At 70.2% G+C, this 14832-nt stretch carries 8 protein-coding genes; 3 read left to right on the forward strand and 5 right to left on the reverse strand.

Going from position 1 to position 14832, the window contains the following annotated elements; genetic code table 11:
* Positions 1 to 90: 90 nt before the first annotated feature.
* Both murJ and SSBG_RS14490 read right to left on the reverse strand, forming a co-directional pair.
* The gene (murJ, locus tag SSBG_RS14485; RefSeq protein ID WP_008746862.1) at positions 91 to 2343 is read right to left on the reverse strand and encodes a murein biosynthesis integral membrane protein MurJ; all 2253 of its coding nucleotides are present in this window, start codon (positions 2341 to 2343) and stop codon (positions 91 to 93) included.
* A gap of 46 nt (positions 2344 to 2389) precedes the next feature.
* Entirely contained in the window at positions 2390 to 4741 is a 2352-nt protein-coding gene (locus tag SSBG_RS14490) for a DUF6049 family protein (protein ID WP_008746863.1), read from the reverse strand.
* A gap of 262 nt (positions 4742 to 5003) precedes the next feature.
* On the opposite strand from SSBG_RS14490, the gene SSBG_RS14495 reads away from it, so the two are divergent.
* Positions 5004 to 6473, forward strand: coding sequence for a CCA tRNA nucleotidyltransferase (locus SSBG_RS14495; protein ID WP_008746864.1), 1470 nt, complete (start codon positions 5004 to 5006; stop codon positions 6471 to 6473).
* Positions 6474 to 6584: 111 nt separating this feature from the next.
* On the opposite strand, the gene SSBG_RS14500 is transcribed toward SSBG_RS14495, so the two are convergent.
* The 3 genes from SSBG_RS14500 to SSBG_RS14510 form a co-directional block, all read right to left on the reverse strand.
* Positions 6585 to 7865, reverse strand: a complete 1281-nt coding sequence (locus SSBG_RS14500; RefSeq protein ID WP_037869784.1) for an MFS transporter — start codon at positions 7863 to 7865, stop codon at positions 6585 to 6587.
* A 146-nt stretch (positions 7866 to 8011) separates the two neighbouring features.
* Positions 8012 to 9094, reverse strand: coding sequence for an inositol-3-phosphate synthase (locus SSBG_RS14505; protein ID WP_008746866.1), 1083 nt, complete (start codon positions 9092 to 9094; stop codon positions 8012 to 8014).
* 55 nt (positions 9095 to 9149) lie between these two features.
* Positions 9150 to 9818, reverse strand: coding sequence for a PadR family transcriptional regulator (locus tag SSBG_RS14510; RefSeq protein ID WP_008746867.1), 669 nt, complete (start codon positions 9816 to 9818; stop codon positions 9150 to 9152).
* 510 nt (positions 9819 to 10328) lie between these two features.
* Between SSBG_RS14510 and SSBG_RS14515 the strand changes: the two genes are divergently transcribed.
* Entirely contained in the window at positions 10329 to 12911 is a 2583-nt protein-coding gene (locus tag SSBG_RS14515; RefSeq protein ID WP_008746868.1) for a transglycosylase domain-containing protein, read from the forward strand.
* A gap of 308 nt (positions 12912 to 13219) precedes the next feature.
* Entirely contained in the window at positions 13220 to 14719 is a 1500-nt protein-coding gene (locus tag SSBG_RS14520) for a glycosyltransferase family 87 protein (RefSeq protein ID WP_008746869.1), read from the forward strand.
* Positions 14720 to 14832 lie beyond the last annotated feature (113 nt).

Below are 14832 nucleotides of genomic sequence, written 5' to 3' on the forward strand. Positions count from 1 at the left end.
CCGTTGCGCGCCTGGTGTGGCGCCGAACCAATTGTGCCCATGGACCGGCGTAATGCACGACACGCGGCGAGCGCCGGGAGTTGTGCCCGATCAGCGGCCGAGCCGTCCGCGCACCATACCGATCATGGAATTGAGCTCTGCGATCCGCATCCTCCTGGCTGCCACGTAGAAGACCCCGAGCAGGGCGATACCGCCCACGACCAGGGAGACCAGCGCTCCGCCCGCCCCGTTGCCCAGTGCCTTGAGCAGGACGTAGGCGAGGCCGCCGCCGACGAGGGCGGCCGGGATCGAGGCGCCGATGAGCCGTGCGTAGGTCCGTACGACGTGCGTGCCGTCCAGGTCGCCGCCCAGCCGCTTGCGGAGCCGGCGCCAGGCGATCCCCACGCCGACGACGTAGGCGAGGCCGTAGGAGCCCGCCATCCCGGCGACGGCCCAGCGGGCGGGGAGCACGAGGAAGCACAGTCCGGAGGCCGCCGCGTTGGTCACGGCGACGATCACGGTGTTGTAGAAGGGGGTGCGGGTGTCCTCGTAGGCGTAGAAACCGCGCAGGACGACGTACTGCACCGAGTAGGGGATGAGGCCGAGGCCGAAGGCCATCAGGACGAAGCCGATGCCGCGCGCTCCCTCGCTGCCCGAGCCCGCGTAGAGCAGCAGCGTGGTCGGCACGCCGAGGGCGAGGAAGGCGAAGGCGCACGGCACGATCGCGACGGCGGAGGTGCGCAGCCCGTACGAGATGTCCTCGCGGACCGCCGCGGCGTCTCCGTCCGCGGCGGCGCGCGAGATGCGCGGCAGCACGGCGGTCATGACCGAGACCGTGATGATCGCCTGCGGCATCTGCCACAGCAGCAGCGCGTAGTTGTACGCGGTGATGCCGGTGCCAGTGACGCCGTGCTTCTCGGCGGCGTGCCCGGCGGCGGTGGCGAGCTGGGTGACGACGACCATGCCGAGCTGGTTGGCGAGGACGAAGAGGAACGTCCACTTCGCGAGGCCGATCGCCTTGCCGAGGCCGTGGCCGCGCCAGTCGAAGCGCAGCCGCAGCCTGAACCCGGCGTCGCGCAGGTACGGGACCATCGCGAGGGCCTGCACGACGAGGCCGAGGAGCGTGCCGATACCGAGGAGGCGGACCCCGTCCGGGGTGACGTTCCCCGCGCCCACGCCGGAGGAGGTGTAGCCGCCGAAGACCCAGATGAACGCGCCGAACGTGGCGATGATGACGATGTTGTTGAGGACCGGGGTCCACATCATGGCGCCGAAGCGGCCCCGCGCGTTGAGGATCTGCCCGAGGACGACGTGGACTCCCATGAAGAACATCGTCGGCAGGCAGTACCGGGCGAACTCGATCGCGACCGCGCGCTGGGACGGGTCGTTGGCGATCTCCGTCGACATGAGCCGGATGAAGAGGGGCGCCGCCAGGACGCAGACGAGGGTGACGGCGGCCATGAGCGTGACGACGAGCGTCAGGAGGCGGTTGGCGTACGCCTCGCCGCCGTCGTCGTCGTTCTTCATCGCGCGGACGAGCTGCGGGATGAAGACGGCGTTGAGGGCGCCGCCGCCGACGAGGACGTAGATCATCGTCGGCAGCGTGTTGGCCACCTGGTAGGTGTCGTTGAGCGTGCCGACGCCGATCGCTCCGGCGACGACGAGGGTGCGCAGGAAGCCGGTGATGCGGGAGACGATCGTTCCCGCGGCCATGAGCGCGCTGGACTTGAGCAGGCTCGCGGCGCGGTTGGACTTGACGGGCGCGGCGGCGGGGGCCTCGGGCTCCGGTTCCGGCGCGGGGGCCTGCGCCGCGGGCGCGCTGTTGCCCTGCTGGTCGCGGTAGAGGTGGGCGAAGGCGTTCTGCTCCTCGCCGGGGCGCCCGCCGACGATGCGGTCGACGCCGACGAACTTCGTCGTGCGCGGTTCGTCGTCGTACGGCAGGTGCTGGGAGGGGCCTTCGGGCTCGGGCGCGGGGGTGTGCGCCCACAGGCGGGGGTCGGGGCCCTGGGGAGCGGGGGGCGGGGGCGCGTAGAGCGGGCCGTTCTCCTGGTAGGTGCCGGGGGGCGGCGGGGGGTGCGCCGAGCGGTCGTAGTAGGCCTCGGTGACGGGGTCCTGGGCGTAGGGGTTCTGCGCGCCGTAGGGGTCTTGCTGGTAGGCGTCCCGCAGGTACGCGTCCTGAGGGTAGGCGTCCTGCGGTGGGCGGCCGTTTTGCGGGGGCGGTGGGTACTGCGGGGAGGGCTGTCCCGGGTACGGCTGTGCCGGGCCGGGCCGCTCGGCGGGGCCGTCCTGACCCGGGGGCTGCTGCCCGTCCGGGGCGGGGCCGCCCGGGCCCTGCCCGCGGTCACCGTCGTACGGCGCGTTCATGGTCTACCCCACTCATCGTCCCCTGGCCCGGGAGCCACGACATTGCTCAACGGTCCACTCTCTCACCCGTACCGGAGCGCTCGATGTTTTCGCTTCCGGTGTCGGGCGCCGCCGGGGAGCCCTCCGGGGGATTCCCGGCGGGGGGTTCGGGGGTGCCCGCGGCCGGGTCTCGCGGCGTGTCCTCTCCCGCGGGGGCGGGGCCGCCGGCGCCGGGGGCGTGCGGGCCTGCGGGGGTGCCGCCACCGCCGGTGCCGTCCTCCCGCGCGCGGCGCTTGCGCTGGGTGTACATCCGGAGTCCGGCGAGGACGAGGAGGAGGACACCACCGGCGATGACCAGCATGACGGTCGAGGTGACCTCGGTGGCGTCCACGCTGAACTCGACGGGCTGGCCGTAGGCGCGGTTGTCGTCCGTGACCAGTTGCGCCGTCACCAGGACGGGGCCGTTGGCGTTGATCGTGGTGTCGAACTTCACCGTCTGGCTGTGCCCGGCGCCGATCTTGACCGCACGTTCCTCCCAGGGCCGCTCGCCGATCTTGAGGCGGGTCGGCTTCGTGGAGGTGAGCCGCACCTTGAGGTGCTGCGCGTCCTGGAGCAGGTTGTTCTGGACCGTGACCGGGATGGTGGCGCTGTGCCCGGAGAGCTTCGCGTCCGTCTTGGGAATGAGCCGTACCTGCCGGACGAGCGAGTCGAGGTAGCCGCGTACGTCGGTGCGGTACGTCGCGGCCTGACCGGCCCGGCCGCGCCAGGTCGTGGCGACCGCGCGGTCCATGGCGAGGCCGAAGGGGGTGACGACGCGATCGCGGCTCTGGAGGATCTCCTGGAAGCTGTCGAGCCCCTTCTGCGTGGCGTGCAGCGAGGTGAAGGCGGCGGTGGGCAGTTCCTGCTTGCGCAGCGAGCCGGGGTATGCGGAGCGCGGGGGGACGCGGGTGTTCGCCTGCGGGTCGGCCTTGGTCTTCGCGGCCTTGTCGAGTTCCTGGAAGAGCGACCAGCGACCGCCCTGGAGGGCGCGCAGGGCGGTGGCCATCGCCTCTGCCTGGGCTGCCGTCGGGGTGCGCTGGGGGGCGATCACGACCGTGCGCTGCTTCTGCTCGTCCTGCCGGGTGAGGGCGAGGCTCTGGGCGAGGAAGCGCTGCACCGCGAGCGTGACACTCTGCGGCGAGTCCATGGAGCCCTCGAAGGCGGTGGACAGGCGGGTGTCGGTGACGATCGCGGTGGTGCCGCCGCCGATGGGCCGTGCGGCCGAGGGGGTGTAGAGGAGGCTGTCGGGCTCGCTGAGGCTGTCGCTGCGCGTCAGGACCTGTGTCGCGCCGGCCGAGGTGGCCACGTCGACGATCGAGCGGTCGATCGCTCCGTCCGCGGGCCAGGCGTAGTCCGTGCTGAGCTTGAGGTCGCTGCCGAGGATCGACAGGGTGGGGCGACCGATGTCCGTGGCGGTCTTGAGCCGGGCGAGGGTCGTGGGGACCTTGGTGCCGTTGTGCGCGATCGAGGCGAGGTCCGGGTCACCGTAGGGGAGGGCGACGACGGAGCGTCCGGCCAGGGCCTTGCCGAGGGTGTCGAGCCAGCTCGCCGCGGCGTCCTTGTTCTTCTTGGACCCCGCGACGGTCTTGCCGTCCTTGCCGGCGAGGCGGTAGCCGTCGGCCATGTCGGCGACGGTGTTGATCAGGTCCGGGTCGATGACCCAGGTGACGTCGAGTTCCTTGCCGAGGGCGACCATCCGGTCGAGACGGCCGCCGGGCAGGATCTCCTTCGCCAGGTCGTCGTTCTCGAAGACGCTGTTCTGGTCGTCGTCGCCCCCGCCGACGGTGCGGGCGCCGATGCGGGCGCTGGAGATGAGCGGCCACAGGGCGGTCGTCTGCGACTGACGGGCGGTGGGCTCGGGCTGCCAGGGCAGGTAGGTGCGCTTGATCCCGAGGACCTGTTCCTGCCACGGGACGCTGCTGGTGCGGCCGTCGAAGGAGACGCCGATCTGGTAGACACCGTCGGCGCCGAGCTGGAGGTCCTTCACCGGCACGGAGAGGGTGAAGTTCTCCTTCTGCTTCGGCGTCAGCTTCCCGACCTTGTGGTCGTACTTGTCCGCGATCTCGTTGCCGTCGAGTCCCGGGGTGTAGCCGCTGCGGTCGTCGGCGACGTCGATCGCGCTGCGGCTGGTGAGCAACTGGCCGACCCGCAGGGCGACGTGCGCCTCGGTGATGGTCTGCTTGCTGCGGTTGGTGAGGGTCCCGGTCACCGTCACGGTGTTCCCGGCCTCGGGGGCCTCCGGCGTCAGGCCCGTGAGCTGGACGTCCACCGTGCGGGAGCCGGTGGGCTCGGCGGCGGCGGGCTGTCGCGGGGCGTCCGCCTGCGCGGGGGTGAGGTGCGTGAGGAGTCCGAGGAGGGGGACCGCCACTGTGACGGCCATCACGCGTCGCAGCCGTCGCCGGGCAGGGGAGGGGCAGGGGGTTCGATGGGTAACTGCCGCCTCGGCCACGCGCTCGCCCGTCCTCGTCGTCGTCAGTGGTCGGTGGTTGTCGCTTGGTGCGTCCACGCATGGTAACGAGGTGAGCTGGGCCGAAGTGCCGCGGAGTGGGACGGGCGATCTTGTGAAGGCCGCGGGGACGGTACTCCGGCGGTGTTCCGGCAGGATTCGGAGGGCGCGACGGAGCCACGTACCCTCTCCTGTTGTGCCGAACGCCAACCATGAACCCAGCAGTGCACTGAGCCAGGTGCAGCAGCGCGCGGTGAGCGAGCTGCTGCGCGTCTCGCCCGTCGCGGACGAACTCGCCCGCCGTTTCCACGAGGCCGGATTCACGCTGGCCCTGGTCGGGGGTTCGGTACGGGACGCGCTGCTCGGCAGGCTCGGCAACGATCTCGACTTCACCACCGATGCCCGGCCCGAGGACGTACTCGCCCTCGTGCGGCCCTGGGCGGACGCGGTGTGGGAGGTGGGCATCGCCTTCGGCACGGTCGGCTGCCAGAAGGCGGCACGCGTGGGCGAGGAGGAGCAGAGCTTCCAGATCGAGGTCACGACGTACCGTTCCGAGGCGTACGACCGCACCTCGCGCAAGCCGAAGGTCTCCTACGGCGACTCGATCGAGGAGGACCTCGTACGGCGGGACTTCACCGTCAACGCGATGGCCGTGTTCCTGCCCGAGAAGCGCTTCGTGGACCCGCACGGCGGGCTGGACGATCTCGCGGCCAAGGTGCTGCGCACCCCGGGCACCCCCGAGGCGTCCTTCTCGGACGACCCGCTGCGGATGCTGCGCGCGGCACGCTTCGCCGCGCAGCTCGACTTCGAGGTCGCCGCTGACGTGGTCGCGGCGATGACGGCGATGGCGGAGCGCATCGGCATCGTCTCGGCGGAACGGGTCCAGGCCGAGCTGAACAAGCTGCTGCTGTCCGCGCACCCCGTGAAGGGGCTGCGGCTCCTGGTGGACACCGGGCTCGCGGAGCAGGTGCTCCCCGAACTGCCCGCGCTGCGCCTGGAGAGCGACGAGCACCACCGCCACAAGGACGTCTACGAGCACTCGCTCACCGTGCTTGAGCAGGCGATCGACCTGGAGGAGGACGGTCCCGACCTCACGCTCCGCATCGCGGCACTCCTGCACGACATCGGCAAGCCGAAGACGCGGCGCTTCGAGGGGGATGGCCGGGTCTCCTTCCACCACCACGAGATCGTCGGCGCCAAGATCGCCAAGAAGCGGCTCGCGGCGCTCAAGTACTCGAACGAGATGATCCGCGACGTGTGCCGCCTCATCGAGCTGCACCTGCGCTTCCACGGCTACGGAGCCGGTGAGTGGACCGATTCCGCGGTACGGCGGTACGTGCGCGACGCGGGCCCGCAGCTCTCCCGGCTCCACAAGCTCACCCGATCCGACTGCACGACGCGCAACAAGCGCAAGGCGAACGCCCTGGCCCGCGCCTACGACGGTTTGGAACAGCGGATCGAGGAGTTGCAGGAACAGGAGGAGCTGGACGCGATCCGGCCCGACCTCGACGGCAACGAGATCATGGCGCTCCTCGGGATCACCCCGGGGCCCGCGATCGGCAGGGCCTACGCCTTCCTCCTCGATCTGCGGATGGAGAAGGGGCCGCTCGGCAAGGACGCGGCGGGCGAGGCGCTCCGGGAGTGGTGGAGCACTCAGCCGCAGTGAGCACGCGATGTTTCACGTGGAACATCGCCGGGCCGGGGCATCACGCGATGTTCCACGTGAAACATCCTCGGCCGCCCCACGGATGTTTCACGTGAAACATCCGTCCCGTCCTCAGCTCGCGGGCGCCGGAACGCGGAGCGCGCGCCCGGCGAGCGCGGCCACACCCGCGTAGATCACCGCGACGCCCAGAACGAGCGGCACGGAGCGTCCGTCGCCCGGCAGGACGAGGGCCGAGGCGCCCGCGGCGCCGACGAAAGCGACGTTGAAGAGCACGTCGTAGACCGAGAAGACCCGGCCGCGGTAGGCGTCGGCGACCTCGGACTGCACCACCGTGTCGGTCGCGATCTTCGCGCCCTGGGTGACGACGCCGAGGAAGAACGCGAGCGCCATCATCACCGGCTCGGCGAAGAAGGGGCCCGCGAGCCCGACGAGGACCGCCGCGAGGGCCGCGCAGGCGGCGATCCAGCCGAGCGGTCCGAAGCGCCGGATCGCCCACGGGCTCAGCAGCGCCGCCACGAAGAAGCCCGCCGCCGAGAGGCCGAGGGCGAGACCGAGCAGGGCGAGCCCGTCCTCCTCCGTCGCCGACCACGCGTACCGGCAGAGCATCAGCACCGTGACGGTGAGCGCCCCGTAGCAGAAGCGCAGGAGGGTCATCGCGGCGAGCGAGCGCGCGGCGGGACGGCGGGCGGGGGCCGCGAGGTGCCGCAGCCCCTGGAGGAGGCCCTGCGCGGTCGCCGTGAGCGCGGCGCGCACCGGGACCCGGGGGCGCTCCTCCCGGCCGGGTCCGAGCGCGTTCACCGGGATGCGGAGCGAGGCGAGCGCGGCGGCCAGGTAGAGCGCGGCGCCGAGCAGCAGCACAGCGGCGTCCGAGTCCCAGCCCAGGAGCCGGACGAGGAAGGCGAGACCGCCGCCCACCGTGGCGGCGAGCGTCCCGGCGGTCGGCGAGAGCGCGTTCGCCACGACGAGGCGCGCGCCGTCGACGACGCGGGGCAGCGCGGCGGAGAGCCCGGCGAGGACGAAGCGGTTGACCGCCGTCACGCACAGGGCCGCCACGTAGAAGAGCGAGTCAGGGACGCGGGCGAGGATCAGCACGGCCGTGAGCGCGGCGAGCAGGACCCGCAGCAGGCTCCCGTACAGGAAGACCTGACGGCGCCGCCAGCGGTCGAGGAAGACACCGGCGAAGGGGCCGACGAGGGAGTACGGGAGGAGCAGGACGGCCATCGCGGAGGCGATCTGGCCCGGGGTCGCCTGCTTCTCGGGGGAGAACACGACGTAGGTGGCGAGACCGACCTGGAAGACGCCGTCCGCGGCCTGGGAGAGCAGTCGCACGGCGAGCAGCCGGCGGAAGCCTCCCCGCCGCAGCAGGAGACGGAGATCGGGGACGACAGCCATGCGGCACAGCTTCACATGCCTGGTGAGGGGTGCCGCGCACGGGTACGGCGAAGGGGCCCGTACCGGTGCGGTACGGGCCCCTTCGGACACGCGGGTGCCGGTGCTCACCCCGCGAGGGGTGGCGGGCCGGACGGGGTGTCAGCCGTTCAGCGCTCGACCTCGCCGCGGATGAACAGCTCCACGTTCTCGCGGGCCTGGTCGTCGAAGTACTGGACCGGCGGGCTCTTCATGAAGTAGCTGCTGGCCGACAGGATCGGGCCGCCGATGCCGCGGTCCTTGGCGATCTTCGCGGCGCGGAGCGCGTCGATGATGACGCCGGCGGAGTTCGGGGAGTCCCAGACCTCCAGCTTGTACTCCAGGTTCAGCGGGACGTCGCCGAAGGCACGGCCTTCGAGGCGCACGTAGGCCCACTTGCGGTCGTCGAGCCACTGCACGTAGTCGGACGGGCCGATGTGCACGTTCTTGGCGCCGAGGTCCCGGTCGGGGATCTGCGAGGTGACGGCCTGCGTCTTGGAGATCTTCTTCGACTCCAGGCGCTCGCGCTCCAGCATGTTCTTGAAGTCCATGTTGCCGCCGACGTTGAGCTGCATCGTGCGGTCGAGGACGACACCGCGGTCCTCGAAGAGCTTCGCCATCACGCGGTGCGTGATGGTCGCGCCGACCTGCGACTTGATGTCGTCGCCGACGATCGGGACACCGGCCTCGGTGAACTTGTCGGCCCACTCCTTGGTGCCCGCGATGAAGACGGGGAGAGCGTTGACGAAGGCGACCTTGGCGTCGATGGCGCACTGGGCGTAGAACTTCGCGGCGGCCTCGGAGCCCACCGGCAGGTAGCAGACGAGAACGTCGACCTGACGGTCCTTGAGCACCTGGACGATGTCGACCGGCTGCTCGCCGGACTCCTCGATCGTCTCGCGGTAGTACTTGCCGAGGCCGTCGTGGGTGTGGCCGCGCTGCACGGAGACGCCGGTGCTGGGCACGTCGCAGATCTTGATGGTGTTGTTCTCGCTGGCGCCGATGGCGTCCGCGAGGTCGAGACCGACCTTCTTGGCGTCCACGTCGAAGGCGGCGACGAACTCGATGTCCTTGACGTGGTACTCGCCGAACTGCACGTGCATGAGACCCGGGACCTTGCCCTCCGGGTCGGCGTCCTTGTAGTACTCGACGCCCTGCACCAGCGAGGCGGCGCAGTTGCCCACGCCGACAATGGCTACGCGAACCGAACTCATTCCGGTTGCTCCCTGTGTGATCTCTGAGTCCTATGAGAGCCGCGGTGCTGCGGTCTCAGGTGGGTGTGCCGGGCGAATCCGGCCGGGAGTCGCTCCCGGACCGGGGCAGATCGCCCGGCGCTCCCTTCTGCCGCTCCACGTCCCCCGGCCGGGAGGTCCGCAGGTCGCGGCCCACGCGCTCGCTCTCGATCAGCTCGTTGAGCCAGCGCACCTCGCGCTCCACGGATTCCATCCCATGGCGCTGAAGTTCGAGGGTGTAGTCGTCAAGACGCTCCCGGGTGCGGGAGAGCGAGGCCCGCATCTTCTCCAGGCGCTCCTCCAGCCGGCTGCGGCGGCCTTCCAGGACGCGCATCCGCACGTCCCGGGAGGTCTGGCCGAAGAAGGCGAAGCGTGCGGCGAAGTGCTCGTCCTCGTAGGCGTCCGGGCCGGTCTGGGAGAGCAGCTCCTCAAAGTGCTCCTTGCCGTCCCCGGTCAGCCGGTAGACGATCTTCGCGCGCCGCCCGGAGAGGGCGGTGGCGGGTTCGCCCGGGGCGGCCGCAGACTCCTCGGCGAGCCAGCCCCGCGCCACCAGCGTCTTGAGACAGGGATAAAGCGTCCCGTAGCTGAACGCCCGGAACACCCCCAGCGAGGTGTTGAGGCGTTTCCGCAGCTCGTAGCCGTGCATGGGGGACTCGCGCAGCAGGCCCAGAACGGCGAACTCAAGGATGCCCGCACGTCGGCTCATCCTCTCGTCCTCCTTTTCCCGGACCGCCGTAGCGCGTCTTTATCTCGTGCTGATGTATCGATTCGATACATCAGCACGATAGAGCGGTGTCCTCGTGACGACAAGTGGGGACCTCGTGACCGGCGTCACATCGCTGTGAGGATGGGAGCAAGTTGCCTGTTTTGGGGTGAACTTCGGAGTCTGTGCGCCGAGCCGGTGCGTAGTCTGGGCGCCATGCTGTCCACCGGGAACCGTGAGGCGCCCGGGAACGTCGTCGCCCCAGACGTGAGCGCGCGAGCCCGCCGAGGGTCCCGTGCCACGCCGGGGGAACCGCTTCAGCCGCCGTTTCCAGGCGCGTAAGCCTGCGCCTGCCCGAGGAGTAATCGTTCGATGAGCGAGCACCGTCGCAAACCGTCGCAGCCCGAAGGCGGCGGACGGGCCGCGGCCCGACGCGCCCGTTCCGGGAACACGGGACGCCGGGCGACGCCCCGTGGTTCCGCCCCCTCGTCCGCCGCGTCCGGCTCGGCCGGTATGGAGCCGCCGTCCCACGGAGGCGGCCGCGCCGAGGCCCGGCGCGCCGCTCAGCGCGGTGGCGGGCGCAGACGCGCGGCGACCCCGGCGGCTCAGGGAGCCGGCCGGCGCGGCGGTCCCCCGGCGAAGAAGCGCTTCATCGACTACCCGCGTGCCGGCAAGGACGGGGCCTGGCGCTGGGTCCCCTCCTGGAAGCTCGTGACCGGGCTCTTCGTCGCCTTCCTGGGCGGTCTCATGGGACTCGCGGGTCTCGCGTACGCGATGGTCGAGGTGCCTGACGAGGCGTTGAGCGCCAAGGCGCAGAACAACGTCTACTTCTGGTCCGACGGCAGCCAGATGGTCGCCACGGGCGGGGAGAGCCAGCGCAACCGGCAGATCGTCCCGCTCGACAAGATCGCCAAGTCGATGCAGTACGCGGTCATCTCGGCGGAGAACAAGTCCTTCGAGACGGACAGCGGCATCGACCCCATGGGTATCGGCCGCGCCCTCTTCAACATGGCCAAGGGCGGCCAGACCCAGGGTGGTTCGACCATCACCCAGCAGTACGTCAAGAACGCGGTGCTGGACGATCAGGAACAGACGCTGAGCCGCAAGTTCAAGGAACTGTTCATCTCGATCAAGGTGGGCACGACCAAGGACAAAGACGAGATCATGGCGGGCTACCTGAACACCGCCTACTACGGTCGCGGTGCCTACGGTATCCAGGCCGCCTCGCGCGCGTACTTCGACAAGGACGCGGTCGATCTCAACGCCGGCGAATCGGCCCTCCTGGCCGCCGTGCTCAAGGGCGCGACGTACTACGACCCGGCGGGCGTCGCCTCGGACAACCCGGCGAAGACGACGAAGGAAGCCAATACGATCCGCGCCACGGAGCGCTGGTCGTGGATTCTCGACGAGGAGGTCAAGGACGGCCACCTCAGCACGAGCGAACGGGCCAAGTACCGGGAACTGCCGAAGACGGAGCCGCCGCGGGCGAACAGCGCGCTCGGCGGCCAGATCGGCTACCTCGTGGAACTCGCCGACTCCTGGGTGATGAGCCACTCCGAGGAGACGGGCATCACCCAGAACAAGCTGAACCAGGGCGGCTACCGGATCTACACGACCTTCAAGAAGGACCGGGTCAAGGAGCTGGAGAAGTCCGTCAACAAGGTCTACAACGAGAACATCGACCCCAAGAAGCGGCCGAAGACGGACCGGCACGTGCAGTTCGGCGGCGCCTCCGTCAACGCGAACAGCGGGGCGATCGAGGCCGTCTACGGTGGTAAGGACGCCCTTACGCACTGGAGCAACAACGCCGATGTCACCGGTGCCCAGGTCGGTTCGACCTTCAAGCCCTTCGTGCTCGCCGCCGCGATGGAGCACGGCATCCGCGACCCGAAGCTGGGGCCCGAGCAGGACGACTCCACGCGTCGGCCGGTCTCCCAGATGAGCATCTACAGCGCGAAGAACAAGCTGAAGATCAAGCAGTACAACGGGCAGGTCTGGACGGACAAGAACGGCGACCAGTGGAACCAGTCCAACGACGGGGACGAGTCCTACCACTCGGACGACAACTACCGCATCACCCTGCGTGAGGCGATGGAGCACTCCGTCAACTCCGCCTTCGTGCAGCTCGGCATGGACGTCGGGCTGGACAAGGTGAAGGACGCCGCCATCAAGGCCGGCATCCAGGACGGCCCGAACATCTTCGCGAGCAACAACTACCCCTCGTTCTCGCTCGGTACCTCCTCCCCCAGCGCGATCCGGATGGCGGGCGCCTACGCGACCTTCGCGAACGAGGGCGAGCAGAACGACCCGTACTCGGTGACCAAGGTGGAGAGCGAGAAGGGCACGCTCTTCCAGCACAAGAAGAAGAGCAAGTCCGCCTTCCCCAAGCCCGTGGCCGACAACGTCACCGACGTGCTCAAGAACGTCGTGGACCACGGCACCGGTACCTCGGCCCAGCTGCCCGGCCGCCAGGTCGCGGGCAAGACCGGTACGACCGACGGCAACAAGTCCGCCTGGTTCGTCGGGTACACCCCGCAGGTCTCCACCGCGATCGCCATGTTCCGCTTCGACGACAACGCGAAGAACAAGCAGCGCCAGTTCGAGAAGATGTATGGCACGGGCAACCAGACCTCGATCCACGGTGCCTCGTTCCCGGCCGAGATCTGGAAGGACTACATGCTCCTGGCGCTCAAGAGCGCCCCGAAGGAGGACTTCCCGAAGCCGGACAAGATCGGTGAGGTCGTCGAGACGGTCGACGCCCCGCCCTCGCCGAGCGCCCCGTCCTCGCCCAGCCCCTCGCACTCCCCCTCGGAGACGCCTTCGAAGTCGCCCACCCAGGAGCCGCCGCCCAGCCCGTCCGTCACGGAGTCCAGGAACACCTGCGCTCCCTTGGACTTCAACTGCCAGCACGGTGGTGGCAACGAGGGTGCCGACGGCGGCGACGAAGGCGCGAACGCTGGTGAAGGCGCTGACGGCGGCGACCAAGGCGGTGACAACCAGGGGCCCGGGCAGACCTCCGGTTCGCCCTCCTCGCCCTCGATGCCGGGCGAAGGGGACCCCGGCGACGGCGACGACAACGGCTGGTTCAAGCCCTGACCCCGTCGAGGCGATGTTCCACGTGAAACATCTGTGATGTTTCACGTGGAACAGTGAAGGCGCGATGTTTCACGTGAAACATCGGGGAGCCGGATGTTCCACGTGAAACATGGACATCTCCTCCAGGAGCTCCGGGCGGGTTCGCCCTACGAGGGCCGCGGTACCGACTTCCGGTACCGCGGCCCTCGCCGCGTGGCGGGCGGGTGTGCCGCGCGCCCCAGGTCCGTGGCGGCCCGTGCGTCCCGCGCGGCGTCCCCTGCGTCCCGTGCGGCGTTCCCCGCCGCCGTCGCTCAGGGGCGTACGGCAGGATGTCCGTCATGACGAGTACCCGCGTGCAGCAGTCCGGCCCGGTGCTTCCCACCGAGGAGGACCCCGTCGCCGCCGAGGGCAGCGAACTGCTCGGTGGCCCGGTGGGGCGTCACGCCCTGCTCGGCTCCACGTGGTGGACGCCGGTACGGGTCGTCGCGCTCGTCGCTCTGGGGCTCTTCGCCCTCGGCATGGTGCAGAAGATCCCCTGCTACGACGGCGGCTGGTTCCGCGGGGTGAACGCCCAGTACACGCACGCCTGCTACTCCGACATCCCCCATCTCTTCCAGGGGCGCGGCTTCGCCGACGGGCTCGTCCCCTACTTCGACCGGCTCAGCGGCGACATGCAGTACCTGGAGTACCCCGTGCTCACGGGAGTCTTCATGGAGGTGGCCTCCTGGCTCACGCCGGGCGGCAAGGACCTCGTGCACCGCGAGCAGGTGTACTGGCTGGTGAACTCCGGGATGCTCATGATCTGCGCGGTGGTCCTCGCCGTGTGCGTCAGCCGCACCCACCGGCGTCGTCCCTGGGACGGCCTGCTCGTCGCCCTCGCGCCCGCCGCCGCGCTCACCGCCACCATCAACTGGGACCTGCTCGCTGTCGCGCTGACCGCGGTCGCGATGCTCCTGTGGTCCCGCAAGCGCTCCCTCGGCTTCGGCGTCCTGCTCGGACTCGCCACGGCCGCGAAGCTCTACCCCGTCCTCCTCCTCGGACCGCTGCTGCTCCTGTGCTGGCGCACGGGCCGCTGGCGGGAGTTCGGCAGGGCTCTGGGCGGGACGGCGGCGGCCTGGCTCCTCGTGAACCTCCCCGTCATCCTGCTGGCGCCCGACGGCTGGGCGAAGTTCTACACGTTCAGCCAGGAACGAGGGGTCGACTTCGGGTCCTTCTGGCTCATCCTGTCCCAGCGCCTCGACTCCCCGCCGAGCACGGACACCGTCAACACGCTCGCGATGCTACTCATGGTGCTCGCCTGCGCTCTCCTCGCCGTCCTCACGCTCACCGCTCCGCGCAGGCCCCGCTTCGCCCAGCTCGCCTTCCTCGTCGTCGCGGCCTTCATCCTCACCAACAAGGTCTACTCACCGCAGTACGTCCTGTGGCTCGTCCCGCTCGCCGCCCTCGCCCGCCCCCGCTGGCGGGACTTCCTCGTCTGGCAGGCCGGAGAGGTCCTGTACTTCCTCGGCATCTGGCTCTACCTCGCCTACACGAGCGGCGGCAAAGGCGCGATGGGGCTCTCCCAGGAGGGCTACCACCTAGTCGTCTGCTGCCACCTGCTCTCCACGCTCTACCTCTGCGCGGTCGTCGTGCGGGACATCCTGCTGCCCGAGCGCGACCCCGTCCGCGCCGGCGGCGACGACGATCCCTCCGGCGGAGTCCTCGACGGAGCGCCCGACCGGCACGTCTACGGACGCGCGGCGAGGCACTCGGCGCAGGCCGACGGGACGTACACGGACTGGGGCAAGGGGCCGGAGGAGCGCTTCGCGGACGAGGAGCGCCGGGCCTGAGCGACCGCCGGTACGGGGCGCGGTAGCGGGGGCCTTGGTACGGGGTCTCGGCGGAGGTCTCGGTATTCGTGGATGCGTCTAGCTGCGCCTCGCTGCGTCTCGGTACGGCGAAG

The organism is Streptomyces sp. SPB074, assembly GCF_000154905.1.
Lineage (GTDB): Bacteria > Actinomycetota > Actinomycetes > Streptomycetales > Streptomycetaceae > Streptomyces.